The 26,251-nt window shown below is 42.4% G+C and carries 15 protein-coding genes, 1 tRNA gene and 1 CRISPR repeat array (1 of these 17 only partly in view); of the genes, 7 read left to right on the top strand and 9 right to left on the bottom strand.

The window, feature by feature from the left end:
* Nucleotides 1–1,272: a CRISPR direct-repeat array (repeat unit 36 nt; unit sequence ATCCCCACTCGTTGGGGATATTAATTGAATGGAAAC); it reaches 3,192 nt to the left of the window's first position.
* Nucleotides 1,273–1,714: 442 nt separating this feature from the next.
* Nucleotides 1,715–1,900 carry a hypothetical protein gene (locus ABWT76_RS09580; RefSeq protein WP_054469171.1) on the bottom strand — a complete coding sequence of 62 codons (186 nt, stop codon included), beginning with the start codon at nucleotides 1,898–1,900 and terminating at the stop codon, nucleotides 1,715–1,717.
* Between the two features lie 571 nt (nucleotides 1,901–2,471).
* On the opposite strand from ABWT76_RS09580, the gene ABWT76_RS09575 reads away from it, so the two are divergent.
* The 3 genes from ABWT76_RS09575 (at nucleotide 2,472) to ABWT76_RS09565 (ending at nucleotide 13,597) form a co-directional block, all read left to right on the top strand.
* Entirely contained in the window at nucleotides 2,472–8,780 is a 6,309-nt protein-coding gene (locus ABWT76_RS09575) for an AAA family ATPase (protein WP_354636001.1), read from the top strand.
* Between the two features lie 570 nt (nucleotides 8,781–9,350).
* Nucleotides 9,351–9,668 (top strand): Mo-dependent nitrogenase C-terminal domain-containing protein, encoded by a 318-nt coding sequence (locus ABWT76_RS09570; protein ID WP_054469169.1) that lies wholly within the window; start codon nucleotides 9,351–9,353, stop codon nucleotides 9,666–9,668.
* A 776-nt stretch (nucleotides 9,669–10,444) separates the two neighbouring features.
* Nucleotides 10,445–13,597, top strand: coding sequence for a HEAT repeat domain-containing protein (locus tag ABWT76_RS09565; protein ID WP_190879957.1), 3,153 nt, complete (start codon nucleotides 10,445–10,447; stop codon nucleotides 13,595–13,597).
* A 727-nt stretch (nucleotides 13,598–14,324) separates the two neighbouring features.
* On the opposite strand, the gene ABWT76_RS09560 is transcribed toward ABWT76_RS09565, so the two are convergent.
* Complete coding sequence (locus ABWT76_RS09560; protein ID WP_190879366.1) at nucleotides 14,325–15,257, bottom strand: pentapeptide repeat-containing protein; 933 nt, start codon at nucleotides 15,255–15,257, stop codon at nucleotides 14,325–14,327.
* 531 nt (nucleotides 15,258–15,788) lie between these two features.
* Nucleotides 15,789–16,535 (bottom strand): glycerophosphodiester phosphodiesterase family protein, encoded by a 747-nt coding sequence (locus ABWT76_RS09555; RefSeq protein ID WP_242053017.1) that lies wholly within the window; start codon nucleotides 16,533–16,535, stop codon nucleotides 15,789–15,791.
* Nucleotides 16,536–16,727: 192 nt separating this feature from the next.
* On the opposite strand from ABWT76_RS09555, the gene ABWT76_RS09550 reads away from it, so the two are divergent.
* Entirely contained in the window at nucleotides 16,728–18,188 is a 1,461-nt protein-coding gene (locus ABWT76_RS09550; protein WP_354636000.1) for an ATP-dependent DNA helicase RecQ, read from the top strand.
* 62 nt (nucleotides 18,189–18,250) lie between these two features.
* Here ABWT76_RS09550 and ABWT76_RS09545 read toward each other — a convergent pair whose 3' ends face one another.
* The 4 genes from ABWT76_RS09545 to ABWT76_RS09530 all read right to left on the bottom strand — a co-directional run bounded on the left by ABWT76_RS09545 (nucleotide 18,251) and on the right by ABWT76_RS09530 (nucleotide 21,380).
* A complete protein-coding gene (locus ABWT76_RS09545; protein WP_354635999.1) occupies nucleotides 18,251–18,637 on the bottom strand; it encodes a nucleotidyltransferase family protein in 387 nt (128 codons plus the stop codon).
* A gap of 191 nt (nucleotides 18,638–18,828) precedes the next feature.
* Nucleotides 18,829–19,665 carry a dienelactone hydrolase family protein gene (locus ABWT76_RS09540; protein WP_054470286.1) on the bottom strand — a complete coding sequence of 279 codons (837 nt, stop codon included), beginning with the start codon at nucleotides 19,663–19,665 and terminating at the stop codon, nucleotides 18,829–18,831.
* Nucleotides 19,666–19,828: 163 nt separating this feature from the next.
* Nucleotides 19,829–20,746, bottom strand: coding sequence for a histone deacetylase (locus ABWT76_RS09535; RefSeq protein WP_354635998.1), 918 nt, complete (start codon nucleotides 20,744–20,746; stop codon nucleotides 19,829–19,831).
* A gap of 199 nt (nucleotides 20,747–20,945) precedes the next feature.
* Nucleotides 20,946–21,380, bottom strand: a complete 435-nt coding sequence (locus ABWT76_RS09530; RefSeq protein WP_054470290.1) for a universal stress protein — start codon at nucleotides 21,378–21,380, stop codon at nucleotides 20,946–20,948.
* Nucleotides 21,381–21,744: 364 nt separating this feature from the next.
* On the opposite strand from ABWT76_RS09530, the gene ABWT76_RS09525 reads away from it, so the two are divergent.
* Both ABWT76_RS09525 and ABWT76_RS09520 read left to right on the top strand, forming a co-directional pair.
* Complete coding sequence (locus tag ABWT76_RS09525; protein WP_054465722.1) at nucleotides 21,745–22,863, top strand: site-2 protease family protein; 1,119 nt, start codon at nucleotides 21,745–21,747, stop codon at nucleotides 22,861–22,863.
* A gap of 406 nt (nucleotides 22,864–23,269) precedes the next feature.
* Nucleotides 23,270–23,341, top strand: a tRNA-Gly gene (locus tag ABWT76_RS09520).
* A 343-nt stretch (nucleotides 23,342–23,684) separates the two neighbouring features.
* Here ABWT76_RS09520 and ABWT76_RS09515 read toward each other — a convergent pair.
* Nucleotides 23,685–24,260: a DUF1802 family protein gene (locus tag ABWT76_RS09515; RefSeq protein ID WP_054465716.1), complete on the bottom strand. Its 576-nt coding sequence runs from the start codon at nucleotides 24,258–24,260 to the stop codon at nucleotides 23,685–23,687.
* A 93-nt stretch (nucleotides 24,261–24,353) separates the two neighbouring features.
* Here ABWT76_RS09515 and ABWT76_RS09510 point away from each other — a divergent pair, with 93 nt between their 5' ends.
* A complete protein-coding gene (locus ABWT76_RS09510) occupies nucleotides 24,354–25,316 on the top strand; it encodes an aldo/keto reductase (RefSeq protein WP_054465715.1) in 963 nt (320 codons plus the stop codon).
* Nucleotides 25,317–25,441: 125 nt separating this feature from the next.
* On the opposite strand, the gene ABWT76_RS09505 is transcribed toward ABWT76_RS09510, so the two are convergent.
* Entirely contained in the window at nucleotides 25,442–26,245 is an 804-nt protein-coding gene (locus ABWT76_RS09505; RefSeq protein WP_054465714.1) for an SWIM zinc finger family protein, read from the bottom strand.
* Between the last annotated feature and the right edge of the window lie 6 nt (nucleotides 26,246–26,251).

Below are 26,251 nucleotides of genomic sequence, written 5' to 3'. Positions count from 1 at the left end.
AATGGAAACTCGAGATGGAGGTGTACTTGCTTGCTGCTCGGTTAGTAATCCCCACTCGTTGGGGATATTAATTGAATGGAAACCGCTTCGCCATTTCGATGTTTGGCGGCATTGCCCACTAAATCCCCACTCGTTGGGGATATTAATTGAATGGAAACGAGATATTTCCTCAATGGAGTACTCCCGATATCCTCGGATTATCCCCACTCGTTGGGGATATTAATTGAATGGAAACAGGGTATGTCCGGTGCTGGAAGAGAAGGTATGCTCTCCATCCCCACTCGTTGGGGATATTAATTGAATGGAAACAACAGTAAATTTTTTAGAGCTAATTGCCATATAATCCCCACTCGTTGGGGATATTAATTGAATGGAAACAAATAAAGACTGAGAGGCTCCATCAATAGGCAAGCAACCTAATCCCCACTCGTTGGGGATATTAATTGAATGGAAACGAACTTAATCAGGGTTTGCTGGTAAGAAGCTTAACTATATCCCCACTCGTTGGGGATATTAATTGAATGGAAACTCGTTGGGTTTCTTCTTCCTCAACTCCTTCAAGCTCATATCCCCACTCGTTGGGGATATTAATTGAATGGAAACGTTTAATTAACCGATTAAGGAGGCTTATGATTCAAACTATCCCCACTCGTTGGGGATATTAATTGAATGGAAACAAGAATCACCTCGTCTTTGGCAGGAGCCAATGTAATCCCCACTCGTTGGGGATATTAATTGAATGGAAACTCTGAAATGATCTAGCAAGATCGATGAAACAGTTCTCAATCCCCACTCGTTGGGGATATTAATTGAATGGAAACATTATCCCACTCGTCTCCGTTCCCCTTGCAACAGTGATCCCCACTCGTTGGGGATATTAATTGAATGGAAACAGTTTTGGATGGAGTTGATAATGAGTTTAGATTCAATAGCCATTTTATCCCCACTCGTTGGGGATATTAATTGAATGGAAACTTGGATCAGCCCTTAAAGCAGTTTAAGCCAGGGGACAAATCCCCACTCGTTGGGGATATTAATTGAATGGAAACAAAACCCCCACCTCTTTCTGTAAAGTAATCGCAATATCCCCACTCGTTGGGGATATTAATTGAATGGAAACAATAGTTGCGTGTGAAGCGAATCCGTTCCAAACGGCGATGCAAATCCCCACTCGTTGGGGATATTAATTGAATGGAAACGCACTGGGAACTAACCAGAGGGCTCGTCCCGTGTATTATCCCCACTCGCTGGGGATATTAATTGATTAGAAACTAAATCAGTTAATACTGTCATAAAGGAGAAAAACTATGGTATGGTGGGCTGCTCTTTTGTTTACATTTGGACTTGTTACTGTGGGATTGTTACTACCGAATCCAACGATATCGTTAATTGTTCTAGGTTCAGCGATTTGGGCAGCGTTTGACTCGTCGAAAATTAATTTGCATAAGTACAAGTCAGGGATTTCTTGTAAGCCAGTAATACTTTTCATTTGTATAGTTGCACTTTGGATTATTGCTTTTCCCTGGTATTTGATTGTTCGCGGCAAAATTTTGGCAGGAAAGGCAGTTCTTAAAGATAAATTCCGCTAAGAACCCAGAAACCGGGTTTCTTCCCCAAATATTTGCCGAAGTCCAAAAATAAAATAGAAACCCGGTTTCTTCTTTGCATAAGGGCGAAGCATTCCGGTCATAAATTTCTAGTTTTTTCCCATAATTTATCCGCCGGAATGCTTTGCCCCTACCCAAATATTTGCGGAAGTCCCAAAATAAAATAGAAACCCGGTTTCTTGTTTTCCCCCAGAAACCGGGTTTCTTACCCACACATTTGCCGAAGTCCAAAACTGACATAGAAACCCGGTTTCTTCTTTGCCGAAGTCGATTAACCCAAAAACCAGGAGCACAAATAAGGGCGAAGCATTCCGGTCGTAGATTTCTAGTTTTCTCCCATAAATTATCCGCCGGAATGCTTTGCCCCTACCTAGAAACCCCAAAAACAGGCATAGAAACCGGGTTTATTACCCAAATATTTGCCGAAATCCAAAAATCAAATATAAACCCGGTTTTTTACCCAAATATTTGCCCAGTAGGGGCGAAGCATGAAGCCTGACGGCATAGCTTCGCTTACCGGGCAATTAACTCTGGGTTTTCACCATTAATATTTGTACCCGAATGCTTCGCCCTCACACCCATTACCCATAAACCCGACCCATAAACCCGCCTCATAAACCGGGCATAGAAACCAGGTTTCTGGTCTTATGCTGTATATGCTGTATATAGTATATTATTAAATATATGTTATATGTAATAATATATTTATTACTTTTCCCCACCGACGACTACATTTTTTTGTCCCGGCTAGGATCGTTTGAACGTTATTGTGATAACAGTAGAAGAGAATGGCCTTCTTTGATCGCTAAACCGATCACTTTTTACCAATATCACTCATCAAGATTATTTCTCAATATCATTCTTATGATCGCCCTGGCTGGATACGAGGACTTAATTGAAATTCATCATAGTGAGAACTCCCAGGTCTACCGGGGGCGACGAGTCGGCGATCGCCTGCCGGTAATCCTGAAATTACTCAACCGAGAGTATCCGACCTCTGAGCAAATTCGTGGCTATAAACAAGAATACTTTCTCACTTGCCAGATAGGGTCTCCCGGAATTGTCAAAGCCTATAGCCTGGAAGAATGGCAACGCAGTTATGTGATCGTCCTGGAAGACTTTGGCGGCATTTCCTTGAAACAATGGTTAAAGCAGCGGGGTAAAATTAGTCTGAAAGAATTTTTAGACCTAGCGATCGCGATCGCCGAAAGCTTGGGTCAAATTCACGGGCAAAATATCATTCACAAAGATATTAATCCGGGCAATATTGTAGTGAACCCCGAAACGAAAGAACTAAAAATAATTGACTTTGGCATTGCCACCCAACTGAGTCGAGAAAACCCCACCTTAAAGAATCCCAATGTATTAGAAGGCACATTACCTTATATTTCCCCGGAACAAACCGGCAGAATGAATCGGGGCTTAGATTATCGTACCGATTTTTATTCTTTAGGGGTTACATTCTACGAAATGCTGGCGGGAAAATTGCCCTTTGAAAGTAGCGACCCCTTGGAATTAATCCATTGTCATATTGCCAAAATGCCGCCGTTATTAGGGAACGGGGAAGAGGTAACAGGGAACAGGGCTCTTGTGGCCGCCATCAGCGGAGGAGCCGCCATCGAGCCGCCATCGAGCAGAGGAGCGGAGGAGATAGAGAACACCCCCACACCCTACACCCTACACCCCGTTCCCCGTTCCCCGTTGCCCGTTCCCCAAGTTGTTGCGGATATTGTAATGAAATTGATGGCGAAAAATGCGGAAAATCGCTATCAAAGTGCGGCTGGATTAAAAGCGGATTTAGCCGAATGTCGCCGTCAATTAGAAACTACGGGAAATATTGCCCCTTTTCCTTTGGGAGAGCAAGATATTTGCGATCGCTTTCAAATTCCCCAAAAACTTTACGGACGGGAAGCGGAAATCGCCACCCTACTGGCAGCATTTGAGCGCGTAGCGAACCCTCCTGAATCCCCCCTTCCTGGAAGAATTCGGGGGGTAGAATTCATGTTAGTTGCGGGATATTCTGGAATTGGTAAATCATCGTTAGTTCAAGAACTTTTTAAACCGATTACCGCTCGGCGAGGCTATTTTATTTCGGGTAAATTCGACCAATTTCAACGGAATATTCCCTACTCGGCGATCGTGGCCGCATTTGGCGGATTAATCGAACAACTATTAGGGGAAACAGAGGCACAATTGCAAGTCTGGCGAAAAAAATTATTGCAAGGCTTAGGAGCCAGCGGACAAATTATTATTGACGTAATTCCCGAAGTAGAATTAATCATCGGCAAACAGCCTCCAGTCCCGGCTTTAGAACCCAACGAAGCGCAAAATCGGTTTAACCTGGTCTTCGGCAATTTCATCAGAGTTTTCTGTACGCCAGACCATCCCTTAACCATATTTATCGATGATTTGCAATGGGCGGATACTGCCACCTTAAAACTAATAGAAATACTCTTACTTGACGGGCAAACGTCATATCTACTCCTCTTAGGAGCCTATCGAGATAATGAAGTAATGGCCGGACATCCTTCACTGATGACCCTGGAAAAAATTCGCCAAAATAACAACGCCATTAACCAAACCATTAACCAAATAACCTTACAACCGTTACCCCTGAAGCAAATTGCTTATTTAATCAGCGATACCCTAAAACAAACTCCGGAACAGGTGGGAGATTTAGCCGAGTTAGTCCGACAAAAAACCGGGGGAAATCCTTTTTTTATCACTGAATTTATCCAAGCTTTGTATCGGTCAAACTTAATTACATTCAACCGTAACACAAGAGTTTGGCAATGGGAAATTGCCGCCATAAAAGCCAGAAAATTTACGGATAATGTCGTAGAATTAATGGTGAGTAAACTGCAAGAATTACCCCCCATTACCCAGAAAATATTATCTTTAGCCGCTTGCTGGGGAGCCGAATTTGACTTGACCTTGCTGAACTGGATTACTGAGCGATCGCCCCAAGAAATTTTTGAAGAGTTAAAAATTGCTCTGAATCAAAACTTGATTTTTCCCCGGTCTGAATTAGATCGAGATTTACTGATTCAATCCTATAAATTTAGTCACGATCGCATCCAGCAAGCAGCTTATTCTCTAATTCCTGATGGGGAAAAAGAAGCAACCCATTACCACATTGGACAAGTGGTGCTGCAAAACCTTTTACCCCCTGCCAGAGAGGAGCAGATTTTTAACCTCCTGAATCAATTAAACTATGGAATTACCTTAATTACCGACCAATCAGAACGAGATGAATTAGCCCAACTGAATTTGATGGCTTGCGACAAAGCCAGGGACGCAACCGCTTATCAATCGGCACGTGAATATGCCACAGTCGGTTTATCTTTGCTAGGGGAAAAGCCTTGGCAACGGCAATATGAAATTACCCTAAATTTTCATAATCAAGCCGCAGAATTAGCTTCCATTTGCGGTGATTTTGAACATATGGAAATTCTGGTAAAATCTGTTATAGGCCAAGCGGATAAATTACTCGATCAAGTCAGCGTTTACCGCACAAAAATTTTTGCCCATGTCAACCGAAATCAACTCAAAGAAGCTATCTCAATTGCTCAACAAATGTTGCAAAAATTGGGTGTAAATCTGCCTGAGTCACCCACCCCACAGGATTTGCAGCAGGCAGTGGCAGAAATTAACCACCTGATCGGCGATCAAGAAATTCAAGACCTAGTTGATCGGCCAATGATGACCGATCCGGAAAAAATCGCCATTGTGCAGATTGCTAACAGTATTATCCCGGCAGCTTATATTATTGGTTCTCCCCTGCTACCGCTGGCGATCGCCTTATCAGTCAAGCTATCGATTTCATTAGGTAATACCTTAGCTTCACCTTTTGCTTATGCCTGCTATTCCATGATTACTTGTAATTTTATCAAAGATGTGGATACGGGGGTAAAGTTTGCTAAATTGTCACTCCAATCGGCGATTAAACTAGGTGTGAAAACCGTCATACCAGAGGCATTTTCAACGGCGGCGCTATTCGGGTTGCATCGGCGATCGCATCTCAAAGAAACCCTTATATTGGCGCAAGAAAGTTACACCACTGCCATAGAAGTGGGCAACTTAGATTTCGCCGGACGGAGTGCTTATACATTTTGTATTAATGCTTTTGCCTGCGGTCAGCCCTTAACCAGACTAGCATCGGAAATTGGCAGCTATTGCAATGGATTGGCGCAACAAAAGCAATTTACCACCGCGAATTATTGTCGCATTCATTGGCAGTCGATTTTAAATTTACTAGAAACGCCACTAGAAACGCCACTAGAAACGCCAGCCGATCTTTGTATTTTATCGGGAAGCGCCTTAGAAGAAGCTGAATTTTTGCCTGAACTTCTTAAAGCCCATGACTTATTTGGCTTATATTTTTTCTATTTATACAAGCTGATGCTGTGCTATTTGTTTGGGGACATAGAAAAATCTCAAAGTTATGCAGCGGAAGTCAGGCATTATTTCATGGGTGGAGTGGGGACTTTTGGCGAACCAACTTTTTATTTCTATGATTCTTTGATCGCTTTGGCGGCGGTCAGTTCCGCATCAGAGGAACTATCTGAAGTGCTGCAACGGGTAGAAGAAAATCAAAGTCAATTGCAACAATATTGGGCTGATTATGCGCCGATGAACCACCAGCATAAAGTAGATTTAGTGGCCGCAGAAAAATGCCGATTGTTAGGCCAAAAAGCCGAAGCCATTGAGTTATACGATCGCGCCATTGCGGGAGCCAAAGCTAATGAATACCTCCAGGAAGAAGCCCTGGCTAATGAACTAGCCGTCAAGTTTTACTTAGGCTGGGGCAAAGATAAAATTGCCAGCGTTTATCTGCAAGAGGCTCTCTATGCTTATGAACTTTGGGGCGCACAAGCTAAAGTAAAACATTTAGAAAATAGTTATGCTGATTTATTAAAATTACCATCAAAAGTGAGAGCGAGGACTGAGACAACGATTCTCTCCTATATCACCACCAGTGCGCCCAAAACTCATTTAGATATTGAAACAATTTTGAAATTTAATAAAGTCATTTCTGGCGAAATTATTTTGGAAATTTTGTTAGTGAAGTTGCTGGATGTTATAATTGAAAATGCGGGGGCGCAAAGTGCTTATCTGATTTTAGTTGAAGCAGATGGTTTAGTCATTGAAGCTTCTAAAGTCGTTGATTCGCAGCAAGTAGAAGTCTGGAAACCCAGTCCCATTGAAAGTTGTGAGACTTTGCCCCAGACGATAATTAAATATGTGGCCAGGACGCAAAACATTGTGGTGTTAAATCATGCAGCAAAACAAGGTAATTTTACTCAAGATGCTTATATTTTAAAATATCAGCCCTTGTCGGTTTTCTGCGTGCCGCTGATTAACCAAGGTCAATTAGTGAGTATTATTTATTTGGAAAATAATCTGACTATTGGAGCGTTTACCGCAGAACGAGTGGAATTGTTACAGTTGATTGCTGGTCAAGCAGCGATCGCCATTCGCCATGCTCAACTTTATCGCCAAGTGAGAAATAGTGAACAACAGCTTAAACAGTTTCTTGAAGCTGTACCAATTGGTATTGCTATTATTGATGAGCAAGGTCATCCTTACTATACTAATACCAAAGCTCAGGAAATTTTAGGCAAAGGGGTTATTCCCGAAACCAAACCAGAGGAAATTGCTCAGGTATATCAAAGCTATATTGCCCAAACTAATCAAGTTTATCCTCAAGAGCGATTACCGATTATTAAAGCATTACGAGGAGAAGCTTCTAAGGCTGATGATATTGAAATTCATCAAGGCGATCGCATTATTCCCGTCGAAGCTTGGGGAAAGCCAATTTATAACGAACAGGGAGAGGTGATTTATGCGATCGCCACCTTTCAAGATATTAGCCAACGCAAACAAACGGAAAAGCTGCTGATGGATTACAACCAAGCCTTAGAACAACAACTAGCTTTAGCAAAAGCCAAAGAAGCCGCCGAAGCAGAAACTAAAGCCAAAAGTGCTTTTTTGGCCACCATGAGTCACGAAATTCGCACTCCGATGAATGGGGTGTTGGGTATGGCAGAATTACTGGGAAATACTACCCTGAACGAGCAACAAAAAGACTATGTAAAAACTCTGCAAGAAAGTGGCAATTCTCTTTTAGTAATTATTAACGATATTCTGGATTTTTCAAAAATTGAATCAGGAAATTTAACTTTAGAAAAACATTTATTTTCTTTGGCGGAATTGCTCGATTCAATTAGCCATATTTTCCGCAAACAAGCCAGAGAAAAAAATATTCAATTAACCTATACTCTAGATCCTAAACTTCCCCATTGGATGAGGGGAGATAGCAATCGTTTTCGGCAAATCTTGCTTAATTTAGTTGGCAATGCGATTAAATTTACTCAGCAAGGGACAGTGGCGATCGCCGTTAGCGGTCATCCAGTGACGGAAAGTCAAAAAGATAAATATGAATTGATGATTGCGGTGCAAGATACTGGAGTAGGAATTAAAGGCGATCGAATCAAACAACTTTTTCAACCCTTTACCCAAGCGGATGCTTCCATTGCCCGTAAATATGGCGGCACCGGCTTAGGTTTGGCAATTAGCAAACGCTTAGTTGAGTTAATGGGCGGGAAAATATGGGTAGAAAGTCAGGAAAACTTTGCCGGAAATCCGCCGAGTTATTGGCAATTAGGCACCACTATAAATCCAGGGTCAAAGTTTTATTTTACAGTCATTCTCGACGTAGGTGAAAACCCGGAACTTACCCCAAAACAGCCGGTCGATGAAAAGACTAAACCTGACTCCAGTGAAAACTACAACTTGCGGATTTTGTTAGCGGAAGATCACCCGATCAATCAAAAATTAGCGAAACAATTCCTGAAGCGTTTAGGATATCAAGCGGCAATTGCCAATAATGGCTTAGAAGTGTTAGCCGCTTTAGAAGAGCAAGTCTATGATTTAATTTTAATGGACGTACAAATGCCCGAAATGGATGGCATCGAAGCCACGCGGCAAATTTGTGATCTGTATCCCGAAAGTAGCCGTCCTTATATTATTGCTATGACCGCCAATGCTATGCAGGGCGATCGCGAAATTTGTTTAGAAGCTGGCATGAATGATTATGTCAGCAAACCCATTCGCATGGAAACTCTGAAAGCCGCGATTCAAAGATATATTGACAATTTACTTAAACCATAAATTTGTGATTAAATTTGTCGTTTATAAGTTATTGTTTGTTGCTGGTTATTTGTTATTTGTTATTTGTCCCCTACTTTCCTACTCCCCTACTCCCCTACTCCCCTACTCCCCTACTCCCCTGCCCCCCTACTCCCCTACTCCCCTGCCCCCCTGCCCCCCTGTGGCTGAAAATTTAAAGAAGAGATGACAAAAAATCCTATTTATGGGATAGATTACCCACTTTGGTTGGTGAAATGGTATTGTAAGTATGAATACTATTTTTGATCTCAAGCTAAATCTTTAGAAATCGTGTTTAATTTCTGAAATTCTGCAACCCTAGTCCCCTTGAGGATTTCAGCTTTTAAACCTTGGCGAAAGTAAAATAATTTTCTGGAATAGGTGATCTCGATCACCAAAGCTGATGAGCGCGATCGCACCGTTCAGAGAACGCAGATCACCCAATCTTGCGAGGGAGAACACAAACAAATTGTTACAGCGATCGCACTGATATTGGGGAGAATTGCCGAAGATCAATTTATCGCGACCAGCTCGTGATGTTCTTTAGTCAAAAATTATTAAAAGAGGTGTCCAATGACTATTGCATCTAGTCTCTCTGGCAAACAGTCTCGTAAATCTTCAAACCTGTTTGATGTGTTATTGCAACCTGCTCGCAATTGGATTGATGCCATCGAAGTGAAAGATCAAAAATTTGCTAGATCGGTTTGCAAACTGATTCCGGCACAATGCCCTTTTGAGCGAGACATTCAACTATTTGGCCGAACGTTGTTCCACATTCCCCCAATGTGTAAACTCAATCCGTTCTATGAACAATTCGTCGGATTGCGTTTTCGGGCTTTGTGTTACCTCGCTGACGAATGTGGTGAAGATGTTAGTATGTACTGCTGCTAAGTAAACTGCTAAGTCAACTAAGTAAATTCTGGGGCAATTTCGCCCATTGACCTTCCGAGCGATCGGATTTTTCTTCTTTTGTTCAATCTTGTTTAGTCTAAAGGATGATTTAGATTTCTAGGTAATTAACACCATTTAATGTATGTCTCGATTCAATAATTTTGCCAAATTTGACTCTAGTCCTGTAACGCCCCACTTTTTGTACAGGTTTTGGTACAGGTTTTGACCCAAATCACCATCACTCTTCAGAATAGAAACCATTCAGAAACCATTCATAAACCATTCAGAAACCATTGAGAAACCATTCATAAACCATTCAGAACGAATCACGGCGCGGCAATTTTCTAATTAATTATAAGTAGGGTGGGCATCGCCCACCCTACTTCTTTGTCATAATTATTCCGCAATCATTCCGCAACCATTGGGCAACCATTCAGCAACTTTCCCAAGCTAAAAAGCCCCCATCGGGAGGTTGGGGGATCGATCCGGCATGAAAGCAATATGTCTAATGTCTGGAATACATCATCTGCACCCCATCATGGCCAGACATTTTTAAGATTTTGTGCTATACAAGAAATTGATATATGGTCAGAGAAAAAATCAGCAAAAAAATTATAATTTTCTGACAAATATTGTGGTGAAAATGACTTTTTTTCGTCAGCATTTATCCCGATGCTAAGTTAGCGGAAGAGTGAAATGATCGTGGCTGACTGCTGATAGCTGACTCCTGGATGCTGATTTTCATTGACCTGTGAATGGGTGAGGAAAATTTTCAAATGTTTAGATTAATTGAAAAACGTCTGGGGAGTTCGGTTCAAGAAATTAGCCGACTAGCTCACTTGGCGTTTATCGGCTTTTTAATTATGGGCAGTAATGCCATTGCTTTAACCATTGGTCGTTCGTTATTTTTGGCGAAAGCCGGGCCGAAGTATTTGCCCCTATTTTTAATTTTGATGCCGATCGCTACGATTTTAGTATCTGGGGGGTTTAGTCGGATTATTGACCGTTGCGATCGCCCCAAATTATTTCAGTGGGTCTTGGGTATTTCCAGTGTAATAGTATTGGGACTGCGATCGCTTCTGAGTTGGAATATTGTAGCGGTCTATTTTAGTCTCTTAATCTTTGCCTGGGTTGCTTATGTTTTGCTGTTTAGGATTAAGTTCTGGACTTTAGTTAGTGACTATTTTACCTCCTTAGAATTAAAGCGATATACGCCAATTTTGTCCCTAGGGTCTAGCATTGGCTATTTCCTCGGTAGTATGTTGGTCGGGTTGCTGTCCAAATCCATCACCTTAGAAAATCAGTTGCTATTAATGCCAGTCCTCTATGGTCTGGCGATCGCGGAAATCAATTCCTTACAAAAACACGAAAAACCAATTAGCAAAAACGCCGAAAAACCCTCGCAAACTCAAGAATGGAGTAGGAAAAACCTGCAAATAATCCCCCAGCTAATCGCCAATTACCCCATCATATTTTATTTAGCGATTAGTGCTTTTGCCTTGGAGATGGTTCGTTCTATCAACGAAGTTCAACATTCGATTATTTATACCGAAACATTTACCAATGCTCAAAATTTAGCCAGTTTCCTGGGATTAGTCACAGCCGCCCTAACCGCCCTGGAATTAATATTAATTGTCTTTTTCACCAGGCCCCTGATTCAAAAACTGGGTGTCAGACCGATGAACCTGATTTATCCCCTAGCTAACTTGCTCACTTTTATGGGATTAGCGGTCAGCTTCAAATTACCTTCAGCCATTGGCGCTAATTTTACTTACCGCACTTTATTATATAGTATCGGTATTCCGGTAATGAACTTAAACTACAATGCGGTGCCGCCTCAATTTAGTGGCCGAATTCGGGTACTCAGTGAGGGAATTTTTACCCCAATGGGACGCATTTTTGCCGGGGCAATTCTCCTGGTTGCCCAGCCAATTTTGACCAACTTACAAGTTAGCTGGCTAGGGATTGTCATCAGCACAATTTTAATCGTGATTAGTTGCTTGACTGGCAAAAGCTATTTAAAATCTTTAGTGGCAATGTTGCGGAACGGACAGGTCAGTTTGGATCATGTAAAAAGTGGGATTCAACATATCCGTTATCTATCCATTGACCAAGTTCGCGCTTTGTTAAGTAGCGAGAATCAAAATGCCAAAATTTTAGGCTTACAATTAGCCGCTTATCTAAAAAATCTCCGCAAAATATTCCCCGAATTAGAGGCATTATTACCAAATGCAGACGCCGCAACCCGTCGGGCTGTGGTACGACTGGCCACCCAAACCCACAACCGGGCATTAATTCATAAATTTGAGCAGTTATTAAACTCCCCAGACTCAACCACTCGAAGTATTGCTTTGGAAGTTTTGATTGCCAGTGGTTATGCGGTGAAAGATGAGCAATTGTCGTCATTATTAGCGGATGAAAATCAGGAAGTAAAGGCGATCGCCTGTGTTGCCGCCACCAGTCAAGGAACTAGCGCGGAAACCGAGGCCGCTTGTGAACTTTTATGGCATTCAGAATCAGAACCCACCCCCGCACAAGCGGCGGTGAGAACAGTTTTAAGCCGCTATAGTCGCCAACCAGAGTTTATTTCCCAGCTAGAAAAAATTCTCCGAGGGGCTGCCCCAGAGGTGAGACGGGAAACCCTGGAAACCCTGGCCACCATTGCCCAACCCCATGACCGTTTGATTGGCAAAATCGCGATCGCACAAGTCAACCATCCCTCCCCGGAAGTGCGCGGGGCTGCCTTTCACCTGTTGGGTACGGTGCATTGTCCAGAAATGTTGTCATATATGGCCAGAGGTTTGGAGGATGCCGACCCGAACGTCCGCAACCAAGCGGCGATCGCTTTAGCTGCTTATGGGGATTCCAGTTTAGCGGTGGTGCAGCCGTATTTGTCCGCGCCCCAACCAGAGGTGATAGATGCCGCAATTGCCGCGATCGCCAAAGTGGGCAGCAACCAAGCTGAGGCGGTACTGTTTAACTATCTTGATGCGGATTTTCAACTAATAACGCAGAGTCTGCGGTGGCAGCAAGAAATGCCCTCGGATCAACCGGATTTAAAGTTCTTTCTTGCCGCGATCGAAGACTATCATCAACGCATTCTCGATCGCTTATTTTATGTCCTATCTTGTTTCGGCCATTCGCGCACGATCAGCTATGTGCAACGGCGACTTTCTTCCCCAGATCAAAGAGAACGGGCTAATGCAGTGGAAACCTTGGCATCTCTGCCACAGCGCCGGTTTGTCCTGCCCATAATGCCACTCCTGGAACGGTTTGCTTCCGGCAAAACCACTCAGCCCAAAACGTCGGTTAATCTTTCTCCTCTTTCCCCATTAGATGAAACCCAACGGCAATTACTTCAAGCAGCTTCAGAAGCAAGCGATCGCTGGATTAAAATAGCGGCTTCATTCGCCTTAGAAACCCAGCAAACTAACCATGAATTTCCTGGAGAATTGTCCCAGCAAAGTCTATTCTCTGAGGCTGTTTTGCCAGTTTTCACCGAGCAGTTATTATTGCTCAAACAAATTGCCCTATTTCGGCATTTAAACTTAGATCAGTTATCCCTAATTTCGCGAGAAATGATGCCCCAAAATTTTCTGGCGGGAGAAATAATTTTCACCGAAGGCAGTTTAGGAGACATTTTATATATTATCACCTCCGGCACCGTGAAAATTATGCGACAACCCCTAAATGCTCCGCCGAAAGAAATCGCTAAATTATCCGTCGGGGAGCATTTTGGCGAAATGACCTTATTAGACGATTTACCCCATTCAGCCACAGTCCAGGCTGCTACTGATTGCACCGTATTGGCGTTGCAGAAAAATAGTTTTGACCAGTTAATTCAGCAACATCCGCAAATTTTATTAGAAATTTCTAAAGAATTAAGTTTGCGTCTGCGAGCCGCTAATGAATTGGCTAACTATTCTTAATTTTTGTAGGGGCGAAGCATTCCGGCCAATATTTTTCGGTAAAAAGCCGAGATTTATTATCGGAATGCTTCGCACCCCAATAGTCAAAATATTTGTATATTTGTAGGGGCGAAGCATTCCGGCCAATATTTTTCGGTAAAAAGCCGAGATTTATTATCGGAATGCTTCGCACCCCAATAGTCAAAATATTTGTATATTTGTAGGGGCGAAGCATTCCGGCCAATATTTTTCGGTAAAAAGCCGAGATTTATTATCGGAATGCTTCGCACCCCAATAGTCAAAATATTTGTATATTTGTAGGGGCGAAGCATTCCGGCCAATATTTTTCGGTAAAAAGCCGAGATTTATTATCGGAATGCTTCGCCCTTACCCCGGCCAATATTTTTCGGTAAAAAGCCGAGATTTATTATCGGAATGCTTCGCCCTTACCCCGGCCAATATTTTTCGGTAAAAAGCCGAGATTTATTATCGGAATGCTTCGCCCTTACCCCGGCCAATATTTTTCGGTAAAAAGCCGAGATTTATTATCGGAATGCTTCGCCCTTACCCCGGCCAATATTTTTCGGTAAAAAGCCGAGATTTATTATCGGAATGCTTCGCCCTTACCCCGGCCAATATTTTTCGGTAAAAACCCGATATTTATTATCGGAATGCTTCGCCCTTACCCAAAGCGAATTAAACAAAGCGCCACAGATTTAAATCCGTGGCTATTTAATTATGGGTTTAATTATGGGTGAATTGTGCCATCAGGCATAATTGCCCCCGATAATTTAGTCCCGGTCAGTTTGACCAAAATTTTACTTTTGGTTCCCACTTTGGCGCCGGTTAAATCAGCCCCACTCAGGTCAGCCCCGCTTAAGTCAGCCCCAATTAAATTACAGTTGCGTAAACACGCTTGGGTCAGGCAAGCTTCTAGAAGATTGGCTCTAAATAAATTAGCATTTTCTAGATTAGATCCACTGAGATTTATTTTATGCAAAAACGCATCACTTAGGTCAGCATTTTGCAAGTTACAATTGCTGAGGTTTTTGCCAGATAAATCCTTTTCTTTGAAGTCAGCCCCCCGAAAATCACTGCCACTGAGATCCTGATAGTAGGGCGATCGCTTTTGAGAGTTGCTCTGATAATTATTCTGAGAGTTGCTCTGATAATTATTCTGAGAGTTGCTCTGATAATTATTCTGAGAGTTGCTCTGATAATTATTCTGAGAGTTGCTCTGATAATTACTCTGAGAGTTGCTCTGAGAGTTGCTCTGAGAGTTGCTCTGAGAGTTGCTCTGAGAGTTGCTCTGAGAATTGCTCTGAGAATTACTCTGAGATTGATGCTTTTGATACTGAGACTGATAGGTTTGCGACTGAGATTTATAGTAGGAATAGCGCGGAGTTTGGGGGCGATCGCGGGTAGTCGAAGGAGTGGGCGATCGCTCACTTCTGCCATTGTGAAAAGTTTTTAAGTCAGATTTTCTAGAACGCAATTGGTCACGAGCATGATTAATCTCTTTGAGCTTTTCTTCAGCTTTTTCCTGCAATCTAGGATTATCGTTGGGAATGCGATCGGGATGCCAAATAAACGCCAAGTCTTTATAAGCTTGGTTCACCTCCTCCCAAGACGCACCCAACTCTAGTCCGAGCACTCGATACCATTGTTCTAACTCTTTCATAGTGACTTTCCCAGGGTTTTTCTAAATTTTCAAACAACACCAGCGGTCAAACTTCCGGAAACAATGACAAATTATATTGTAGCGACATATGAGTCGCGCGATCGCACCAGCGGAGCGGAGATCTTTCGCACCACCTGCCAAAAACAGCCGGAGCAATAATCAGTGATGATGCTAATCAAAATCATCAGTTTTTGCTGATCAATTTTTGCTAATTGGTATCTGTTTTTACAAAACTCATTAAATCTTCATGGAACTATACAGATAGTTACATTGATTAATTAGGTAAAATTGTTGTAAGTAATACCAATCTTTTCCCGTCTCAACTTTTTTATATTGAGTAATTTTAATCAAACAAAGATAAACAGATAATAAAATCAAATATGTTTAGCAATATTTTCTAATCATAAATTTTTTAGCCGATCGCTTGTGGCGGATTATCAAGATTCTGTGAAAAAATTTTGTCAATTTTGTCAATTTTGTCAATTTAGAGAATAAACATAAAGTGGGCAATGCCCACCCTACGGAGCTATATCATCGAGAAACCCGTGATTTACCCACTAAAGAATTAGTGACAATTCGCCGAACACCAATATTAACTAAAGCTTGCAAATCATTGGGATCATCCACCGTCCAAACCACAATATCCACCCCGCGATCGCGGCTTTTTGCCACCAAAGTGGGATGATTTAACAACAGATGATATTCACTAATCATCACCGAATTGCCCTGATTAATTGCTTTGGCCAATTCTGCCTCATAATCTTCAACATTAGCCACAATATAACCCAAGGTTAACCCCCGCTGAGTTTGGCGTACTTGTTCCACAAACTGAGGATTAAATGAGGAAACGATCGCCCTTTCTTGCCACCCTTGGGCAATCAGCATCTCGACTAATTCTGCTACTTGAAAGTCTGACCATTGACAATGAGGCTTAACATCTAAATAAATATGCTGAGGCAGCGGATGGAGAATGGCTAAAGTTTCCGCTAAGGTGGGAATTTTTTCACCGGCAAACTGAGGATGAAACCAACTGCCAGCATCTAAATCTTTTAACTCAGTTAAAGTTTTTGCCGTGACATTTCCGGGGGTTCCGGTAGTTTTGTCTAAGGTGGGATTATGGATTACCACGGGAACACCATCAGCGGTTAATTGCAGGTCAAATTCCACCGAATCAGCGGCATATTCAATGGCTGCCGCAAAAGCCGCGAGAGTATTTTCTGGGGCGATCGCGGAAAATCCCCGATGAGCAATAATTTCTAATTCCATTTCCATTTTCATTTCTATTTCCATTTTCTTAATTTACGATAATCCCCAAAAAATGTTTATGGATTCCCGCATATAGCGCTGACGCGCATGCTTCGCTAACGCGGGAATGACATCTGATGAATCGTAGGGGCGAGAAAGCGAATCGCCCCTACGATTGAACCGGATTTGGTATAACATAATTATTCTAAGGGATTTTTAGGAAACATGGACAAGCAAAATCAGGTTTATTGGGATTATGTACGGCAGGAATTTCGCCGCATTTGGGGATACGAGGATTTTCGCCCACCCCAAGGAGAAATCGTCCAAACTTTATTAGAAGGAACTGATGCCCTGGTAGTGTTGGCAACCGGGGGCGGGAAATCGATTTGTTTTCAATTACCGGCATTATTAAAAAACGGTTTAACTTTGGTGGTTTCTCCTTTGGTGGCGTTAATGGAAAACCAGGTGCAAGAATTGCGCGATCGCCAACTTCCCGCTGCTTTATTACATAATGAAATTAGTAAATTACAACGGAAAAAAACCCTAGAAGCTTTAGGCAAAAATCAGTTACGCTTATTATATTTATCTCCAGAAACTTTATTCAGTAAGCCAGTTTGGGACTGTCTGACTCAACCCCATTTACCCATTAATGGTTTAATTCTCGATGAAGCCCATTGTTTAGTCCAATGGGGGGATACTTTTCGCCCAGCTTATCGACGGTTAGGAACCGTGCGATCGCAGTTGCTAAAATCTAAACCTCCGGGGAGTAAAATGGCGATTGCTGCGTTTACCGCGACGGCGGATCCAGTTGCTCAAAAAACCATTGCTCAAGTTTTACAATTACAACAACCCCAACAGTATTTATATAGTCCTTATCGCCCAAATCTTTATCTGCAAGTGAAAGTTGCCTGGACGCCACGAGGTCGTCGTCAACAGTTATTTAACTATATCAAACAACGGGAAAAACAATCCGGTTTAGTCTATGTGCGATCGCGCAAAGATAGCGAAGAACTTGCCCAAATTTTACAACAAAAAGGATATAATACTCGCGCTTATCACGCGGGACTGAGTGGATCGGAACGGCGTTTTATTGAACAAGCTTGGATTAACGGAAACTTACCTTTTGTGGTCTGTACTTGTGCCTTTGGTATGGGGGTGAATAAACCGAATGTTCGCTGGGTGGTTCATTTTCAAGCGCCCTGTTTATTATCAGAATATATTCAGGAAGTGGGACGCGCTGGTCGGGATGGTAAACCCGCTGAAGCCTTAACATTAGTTAGTGAATGTACCGGGTTTCTTGACCCAGAAGATCGCCAAAGACGAGAGTTTTTAATCCAACAGCAGCGATCGCTTTCTCGACGGGCTCTAGAACTAGGCAAAAAATTACCCAAACAGGGGAGTATTGACGAAGTTGCCCGCAAATATAAAGAAGGCGCGATCGCGCTTTCTCTATTACATAGTCAGAATCAATTACAGTGGCTTGACCCATTTCATTATATCATTTATCCCAAGTCAAGTCAACCGCTAAAAAATGATAGCAATGCCACTCAAATAATGGCCAAATATCTGACTACTCGGACTTGTCGGTGGCATTTTTTACTCCAAGCATTTGGCTTCGATAGAGAAGCCAAAAATATACTCAAAAATCTCAAATGTGGACATTGCGATCGGTGTCGTTCTTCATAATGAATGATTGACCAATCTTTTGAGATGCCCGCTGAATATCTAAAAGAGTTGCAATATCTCGCTTATTTGACATAAGTATTAGTGGGGTAAATAACTTGAGCCGTTGATAAAATTTCCTGACGACGAATCTGGTTTTGACTTCTGGCGATCGCCCGTTTGCTCACCAAATCAACTTTTCTTTGCAAAATTGTGGTTAATTCTTGCTGCATTTGAATATGATCGAATAAACTCCAATCAGCATCAGGACTAAATGTAACTAGCAAATCGATATCGCTATCCGGGCGAAAATCGTCCCGCAATACAGAACCGAATAAAGCCAATTCACTTACTTGCCATTTGGTGCAAAAGTTTTTTATTGGATCAAATGGTAAGTTAATGTTTTTACTATAGCTGCCATGCAAATTGAGCATATAATCAATTGGTATTAATCTAATTTTTTCTAAACTCATCTAAATTATTATTATAATATAATTTAATACCAAACTCAAAGATTAGTATTAATATTTAAAGGCAGTAAGCACAGGTTAAAACCATTAGCATTAGATCAAATTAAGATAAGTCCGCTTTTCGCGGACTTATTTCATGTCGCCACGGGGTTTAACCCGTGGTCTGAAAACAAATATCTGGGAAAAAATTATCTTCAGCCTACGCCATTTCGTTTAAACCAACCAATCATTCGCCCCCAGGCTTCTCTGGCTTCTTTTTGTCGATAAGTCGGACGATAATCGGCCAAAAAACCGTGAGGCGCACCGGGATAAACGAAGATATCCGATTGACTACTACCCTGGAACAAAATGCGCCGCATATTCTGAACAGTATCCATCGGAATTAATTCATCATTGCCACCATAAAGTCCCAAAACTGGCACCGTTAAATTTGCCGCAACATTAATCGGATGCTGCGGAGTCAAGGGAGAAGAATCACCGACTAACCGACCATACCAAGCGACTCCCGCTTGAATATTTGGATTATGCACTGCATAAAGCCAAGTAATTCTTCCACCCCAACAAAATCCCGTAATGCCAACTTGATTCATGTTGGCTTTTCCGCTGTTTCTAGCCCAAGCAATTGTGGCATCTAAATCGGACATAACTTGAGCATCGGGAACTTTTGAAACCACTTGAGAAATAATTTCTTCTACGGTTTGTAACTTAGACACATCTCCTTGCCGGACAAACATTTCTGGGGCGATCGCCATATATCCAAATTTTGCCAACCGGCGACAAATATCCTGAAGATGTTCGTGAACTCCAAAAATTTCTTGGATTACCAAAATCACCGGAAAATTACTGCCTTGATCTGGCATAGCGCGGTAAGCCGGAATTGCTCCATCAGCTACGGGAATTTGGACTAATCCTGCCACCAAACCAACACTATCTGTTGTAATAACTTGGGCAGAAATCGGGTGGGTACAAACTGCAAACCCTGCGGCTAGAGTACCCATGACGATAAATTGGCGCCGAGACAGATCACTCATTCTTTATTTCCTATTTTAGGTTACTGTAAATGGTTATACAGAAATTACGCAAAAATACTATTTTTGGAATATTTTTGGATAATTGCGTAACTCCTATTCCCGAAAAAATTTAACGATTTTTTGACAAAAAGGTGATGACTAAGGTAATGATTGCCGAGTTTTTTTACAGTCGATACTGTTGAAACACTTCTGTTGCGGCTCGATGCAGCAAAGAATGGCGATAGACTAAATCATTCATATCGTTACAATAACCTCCACCAATGACACAAGCGACGGGATAACCTGCACCTACACAGGTAGATAGTACCTGCATTTCTCGACGAAAAAGACCGCGATCGCTCAGAGAAAGTTTCCCCAGGCGATCGCCCACATGACAGTCTACCCCCGCGTCATAAATGACTAAATCCGGCTTGACTTGAGTCAGCAAATCTGGTAAATAACTAGCTAGAGTTTGCAAATATTCATCATCTTCCATGCCCACCGGCAACGGCACATCTAAATCACTTTTTTGCTTGGTTCCCGGAAAGTTGGCTTGACAATGCATGGAAAAAGTAAACACGCTTTCGTCATCCTGAAAAATCACCGCCGTGCCATCTCCCTGATGCACATCTAAATCCACAATCAGCACTTTTTTAACTTGGCCAAGCTGTTGCAAAATCCGAGCCGCGATCGCCATATCATTAAAAATACAAAAACCCGAGCCAAAACTGGGAAAAGCATGATGAGTTCCCCCGGCTGTATTACAAGCTAAACCCGTTTTTAAAGCCAACTCAGCAGTTAAAATTGTGCCAGCTACAGCAATACAAGTGCGATCGGCCAATGCCGCACTCCAAGGTAAACCAATTCGCCTTTGGGCTTTTTGATCTAAAGTGCCGCTACAATAGGCTTGGACATAATCAGAATGGTGTACCTGACAAATCCATTCTTTTGCGGGAAAAGTTGGGGCATGAAATTGTCCTGGTTCTGCCACTCCATCGGCGATCAGCATTTGATGCAGCAGGCTAAATTTGGCCATCGGAAATCGATGATATTCCGGCAAAGGTACGACGTAATTAGGATGGTAAACAATTGGCAAATTCATAGAAATTTTGATTTTCATCGGTCAGCCGTCAGCGGTCAGGTATCAGCCGTCAGCCGTCTTATGATACCTGATAGCTGATACATGATGGCTGATAGCTAATTACTATTTATAGATTAGTTGACTAAACATAAAAAATATCAGAAAACATCTTTTAAGAAAGTCGGAAAAGTTTGACATCTACACTGCCACTATGGATGGTTTAATGGTTTGATTTGGGTTTAACCACTAAAACCGAACAGTGAGCATCTGCCACCACTTGACTGCTGACTGAACCGAGTAAAATTCGGTTAATCCCCGTCAACCCCCGACTACCAATTACAATTAAATCAGCCTTATATATGTTGGCTAACCGGATAATTTCTTCTGCCGGATCCCCGGTGACAATTTCCAATTCACTGGGGCAAGAAAATTCCGCTTGCAGGGGTTCCATGAGCTTTTTCATGTGAATATAAGCCACATCTTCTTGATCCGCTTGCGGGCGATCGGCAGCCACGTCCACGTCAGCCCCGGTATTAGGAATTACATAAGACAGGATAATTTTAGTATCGCTGCTAAGTTTAATTTGATGAAGAGTGCCGATCACTTGCTCTGATAAATCAGATCCATCAATGGCAACGAGGATATTTTGAATCACGTTTTTGACTTACTCCTTTGGTTCAACACAACTGCATCTCCACTCGTTCAGGTATCGAGGCAAGATTGCGGTTAAAATTATACTGACTATTATTTCACAGTTTTTGATAACCGTTGACCGTTAATGGTTAATTGTTGACAGCGATTCGCGTAGCGATCCCTGCGGGAATCGCATTTTTCAGCCTAGTGCATTACGCAATAAAGCTGATTTATTCAATAAGTGGGGCGGCGGTTACGGAGACAACCGAACCATAAGGGACGGGTAACACGAAAAATTATCTATACACAGTAACTTTACAGTTTGTTACAATGAGAATAACGAATCGAGAAAACACCTCGCCAAGCTGAATTAAGAGGAAATAACTATGAACGGCAGTTTTAAAGTTGGTAATTTATTTGGCATCCCATTTTATATCAATTCTTCCTGGTTTTTGGTCTTAGCTTTAGTCACATTTAGCTACGGCAGTCAATTAGCTACTCAATTTAACTTAGGAATAATTTTACCCTGGATTTTGGGATTATGCGCCGCATTGTTGTTATTTACCTCGGTTCTAGCCCATGAATTAGGACACAGCTTTGTGGCGATTAAACAGGGAATTGAAGTTAAATCAATTACCCTATTTTTATTTGGTGGACTCGCAACCCTGGAGAGAGAATCCAAAACCCCAGGAGAGGCATTTTGGGTCGCGATCGCCGGCCCATTGGTCAGCTTCATTTTATTTGGCATTTTCACCGCCATTGGTACATTCACCAATATTTCAGGGGCGATCGCGGCGGTGGTGCAACTCTTAGCTTACATCAACTTGGTCATTGGTACTTTTAACCTAATTCCCGGTTTACCCCTTGATGGAGGCAACATCCTCAAATCAGCGGTTTGGAAAATCACTGGCAACCCCTACAAAGGGGTTTTATTTGCCGGACGAGTGGGTCAATTTTTCGGCTGGATGGCGATTATTTCTGGCTTAATTCCGGTGTTATTCTTTGGTAGCTTTAACAATTTCTGGAATGTCTTAATTGGTGCCTTCTTGCTGCAAAATGCTGGCATGGCCGCCCAATCTGCCAACGTACAAGATAAGTTGACCAAATTTACTGCTGCTGATGCTGTCACCCCAGATAGTCCAGTTATTTTTGCTCACCTTTCTTTGCGAGAATTTGCTAACGAATATGTGATTGGCAAAAACCCCTGGCGCAAGTTCTTAGTCATCGATGAAAGTGGCAAATTTATGGGCGAACTGTTGGTAGATGACATGAAACATATTCCCACCCACGAATGGCCAACTACTCAGGTAAAAGCCCTAATGAAACCAGCGGATATTCAGTTTGTCAAATCCACCCAAAACTTATTGGAAGTGGTAACAAAACTGGAAGAATATAAAGTCACCGAACTCCCAGTAATTGATGAAAATGGAGTAGTTTTGGGAATTCTGGAAAAATCGGGGATTAAAACCTTGCTGCAAGATCGAGCAACCATGAAAACTGCTTAATGTTGTCCCGGCAATGTTGTCGCTGGCTGTTGTCCCATTTAGCATCCATATCTTTGTAGTCACGGCTTTAAACCCGTGACTATACCTCTCAAATGCTTAAAGCACTTGTCAGAGTGATGAAGGACAAAAAAACCTGTCATTCCCGCGTCCTTGCGAAGCCCATACCCAAAGGGCTATATGCGGGAATCCAGAAAAACTCTGTACTTGATCACGATAATAACCGCTATAAACCAGACTGAAAAGTGCGATCGCTTCCCAGAGGTCAGTTCCAAGATCCGGTCGTGCTGCGGTGCGGGAGATGCGGTGCGATCGCTGAATCTGAATCCGCCCTACTTGACAAATCCTGGGGTTGTGGTTATATAATGTGATTCTAGTGTGATTTTGGAAACAAAAGTCACCAAATTACGCGGATGTAGTTCAGTGGTAGAACGTCAGCTTCCCAAGCTGAATGTCATGGGTTCGAGTCCCACCATCCGCTTACTCTCAAACCCTCTCCAGTCAAGGCTTTTACCCCTGTCACCTAAATCGGTTACAGGGGTTCTTAGCTATCAAGTCGGGAGATTCGAGGGGAGATTCGAGGGGAGAAAGTTATGCCGTGCTTAATCCCCCCGGTAGTCCCCGGCTAAGTGGGAATTTCTCTTGCCCCCCGAACTTTGGCTTTCTGTTCGAGTCTCATCATCCGCTTGGCCTAAACCCTTATAGGCTATGGCTTATAGGCTTCAGTTTTACCACTGATAATCTCTGTTCACTCCAATTTCGCTCAGTAGCACTCGATAAGCTGTAATGAAAAAATAGGGAAATACTCAGATTTGGGTTATTTTTTAATTAGATAGAATAATTGGGCGAATTTGCTCCACAAGTTGTTGATAAGTCGATTCGTCTAAAACTGGCTGGGAACCGTTGAGCGAAATGGGTTGGGCTAAGTCAATCCATGACCGACAACCACCATATTGTTTAGGGTCAGAAATTACCTGGTTTTCGGCAAGTTTGTAGGCGCGTAACAATAAAATATAGAGGGGTTGGTGCGGTTTCCAGTTAAATCGATCGCGGATCAGGCGATCGCGCCAAATATGAAACGGCGATAACCCAGTTAAAATTGCATCCCCTTGGTCAGTTTTTAGGGTGAAAATATCTGTAATTTCCGCCCAAGCCGTAATCTTGACAGTTTGGGGATGTCCAGTTGACTCGACCGGGTTGATTTGCTCCGCATAAGCTGATTTAAGTAATTCGGGTTTTTGATGCTCGAATGTCGGATAGAGTAAAACTTTCTCGCCCTTGACCTGAAACCGTCCTCCGGTTTCGTGAATTCCCCCTTTACGCAGAAGCAAAATCGTTTTACCCTGGGTTAGGGCATCGATCGCTACCGCCCATTCTTTTAATGTAGCAGTTAGTTCCATCACTAGATTTTTGTAAGTGATTGTTGGCTATTGCCAAAAATTCATTAATTTTAGGGTAAATTATAGCAGGAAAATATCAGGAAAGAGGCCAACATGGAAACGCGCACTTTAGGCAAGTCCGATCTGAAAATTACCCCGATTATTATGGGGACATGGCAAGCCGGTAAAGCCATGTGGGTAGGGATTGAAGATTCCCAGAGCATTCAAGCATTAAGGGCGGCATTTGATGCGGGAATTACTACCATCGATACCGCCGCAGTTTATGGCAATGGTCATTCAGAGAAAATCGTAGCGGAGGCATTGTCCGATGTGCGATCGCAGGTTGTTTATGCCACCAAGGTCTTTGCCAATCATCTGAAATACGACCAAGTAATCAAAGCCTGCGAATCTTCTTTAAAAAATATGAAAACTGACTATATCGATCTGTATCAAATTCATTGGCCATCGGGCAGTTTTGGCAGCGAAATTGTGCCAATCGAAGAAACAATGCGGGCGATGAATGACCTCAAACAACAAGGAAAAATTCGCGCCATTGGCGTTTCTAACTTTTCTCGTCTGCAAATGGAAGAAGCCGCCCAATATGGCCAAATTGATAGTTTACAACCGCCTTATTCTCTGTTCTGGCGACAAGTAGAAACCGACCAAATGCCCTATTGTGTGGCACAGAATATTGCCATCATCGCTTATTCTTCTTTAGCCCAGGGATTATTAACAGGCAAATTTGGCCCAGACCACCAATTTGCCGAAGGCGATCATCGGGCAAAAAATAAACTATTCTATCAGAAAGACAACTATCAGCGAGTTCAGCAAGCTTTAGAGGCATTAAAACCCATCGCGGCTCGCCACAATTGTACCTTAGCTCAGTTATCTTTAGCGTGGTTAATTGCTCAACCTCAAACTTGTGCCATTGTTGGGGCAAGAAATGCCGAACAAGCGATCGCCAACGCCAAAGCCGCATCGGTCAAATTATCCCCCGAAGCTTTAGCAGAAATTGATGCCATCGGACGCACAGTAACTCAGCATTTAGATAATAATCCCGTCATGTGGGATTTTTAACTTGCCATTGGTTCTGTGAGAAAAATTACCCATTAATCCGCTAGTTTGAATCGGGGATTTTTATTAGAAAATTTTGACTTTCATACCGGGATCTACCATGCCGGTATGAAAGTCAGGAATGTCTATTAGTTCTCTCGATTTAATCCCGCGAGCATTGCCTGCTGACTAATCAGAGGATAAACTGTTTGCAAATACTCCGTCACAACCGAAGAACCCACCGGCCCTAGCACATCTAAAATCGTTTCACTACTTGGTGGAGGGGCAATGACCACTAAGCCAGAATCTAAGGGTTGATCGTATTGCCAAAATTCTTCTAAATCCAGGGGTGGGTGAGCGAATTTTACCTGATTTTTTTCGATAAAATTATCAGTATCATTGGGATTGTCTGCGGATTCAATCTCTCGAATTTCACGCAATTTTGCAATCAGTTCTGCTTGACTGCGACCGCGCAATTGAAATAATAAAAATGGGTCTTCACTGAAGCGATCGCCCAACAAATAATAGACCGCTGCAATATGTTTACAAGGATTAGCCTTATCCGGGCAGCTACAGCGAGAATGAATTTCTGATAATTTAAACGGAAACAGCCTTAAGCCATTGGCCGCAAAAATATCCTCAATATTAGCAGGCATTTCTCCGGCTAATAACTTCGCGGAAAATATCGCTCTTTCCGATAAGCTTTTTACCACATATTGCCAATCTTCTTCCGTAAACCGATCCAACCATAAAGAGAGTTCATAAGGCTCGGATTCAGTGCCTTGGACTTTAGCGATGATCTTTTGTTCAGAAAAGTCAATGGATAGCACATTTCCTTCCATCGCATAGCGACGCCCTCGTTCTAAACGCTTTTTAAACCGATAAGAATTTAATAAATCAACCCATTGTTGCGCCCACCATTCTTTATCGCTTTCAGAGTATGAATTAGTCATGGTTTC

Origin of the sequence: Planktothricoides raciborskii GIHE-MW2 (assembly GCF_040564635.1) — a bacterium.
GTDB lineage: Bacteria > Cyanobacteriota > Cyanobacteriia > Cyanobacteriales > Laspinemataceae > Planktothricoides > Planktothricoides raciborskii.
Note: the sequence above shows the minus strand (reverse complement) of the source record. Positions and strands in the feature narration are given on the sequence as shown.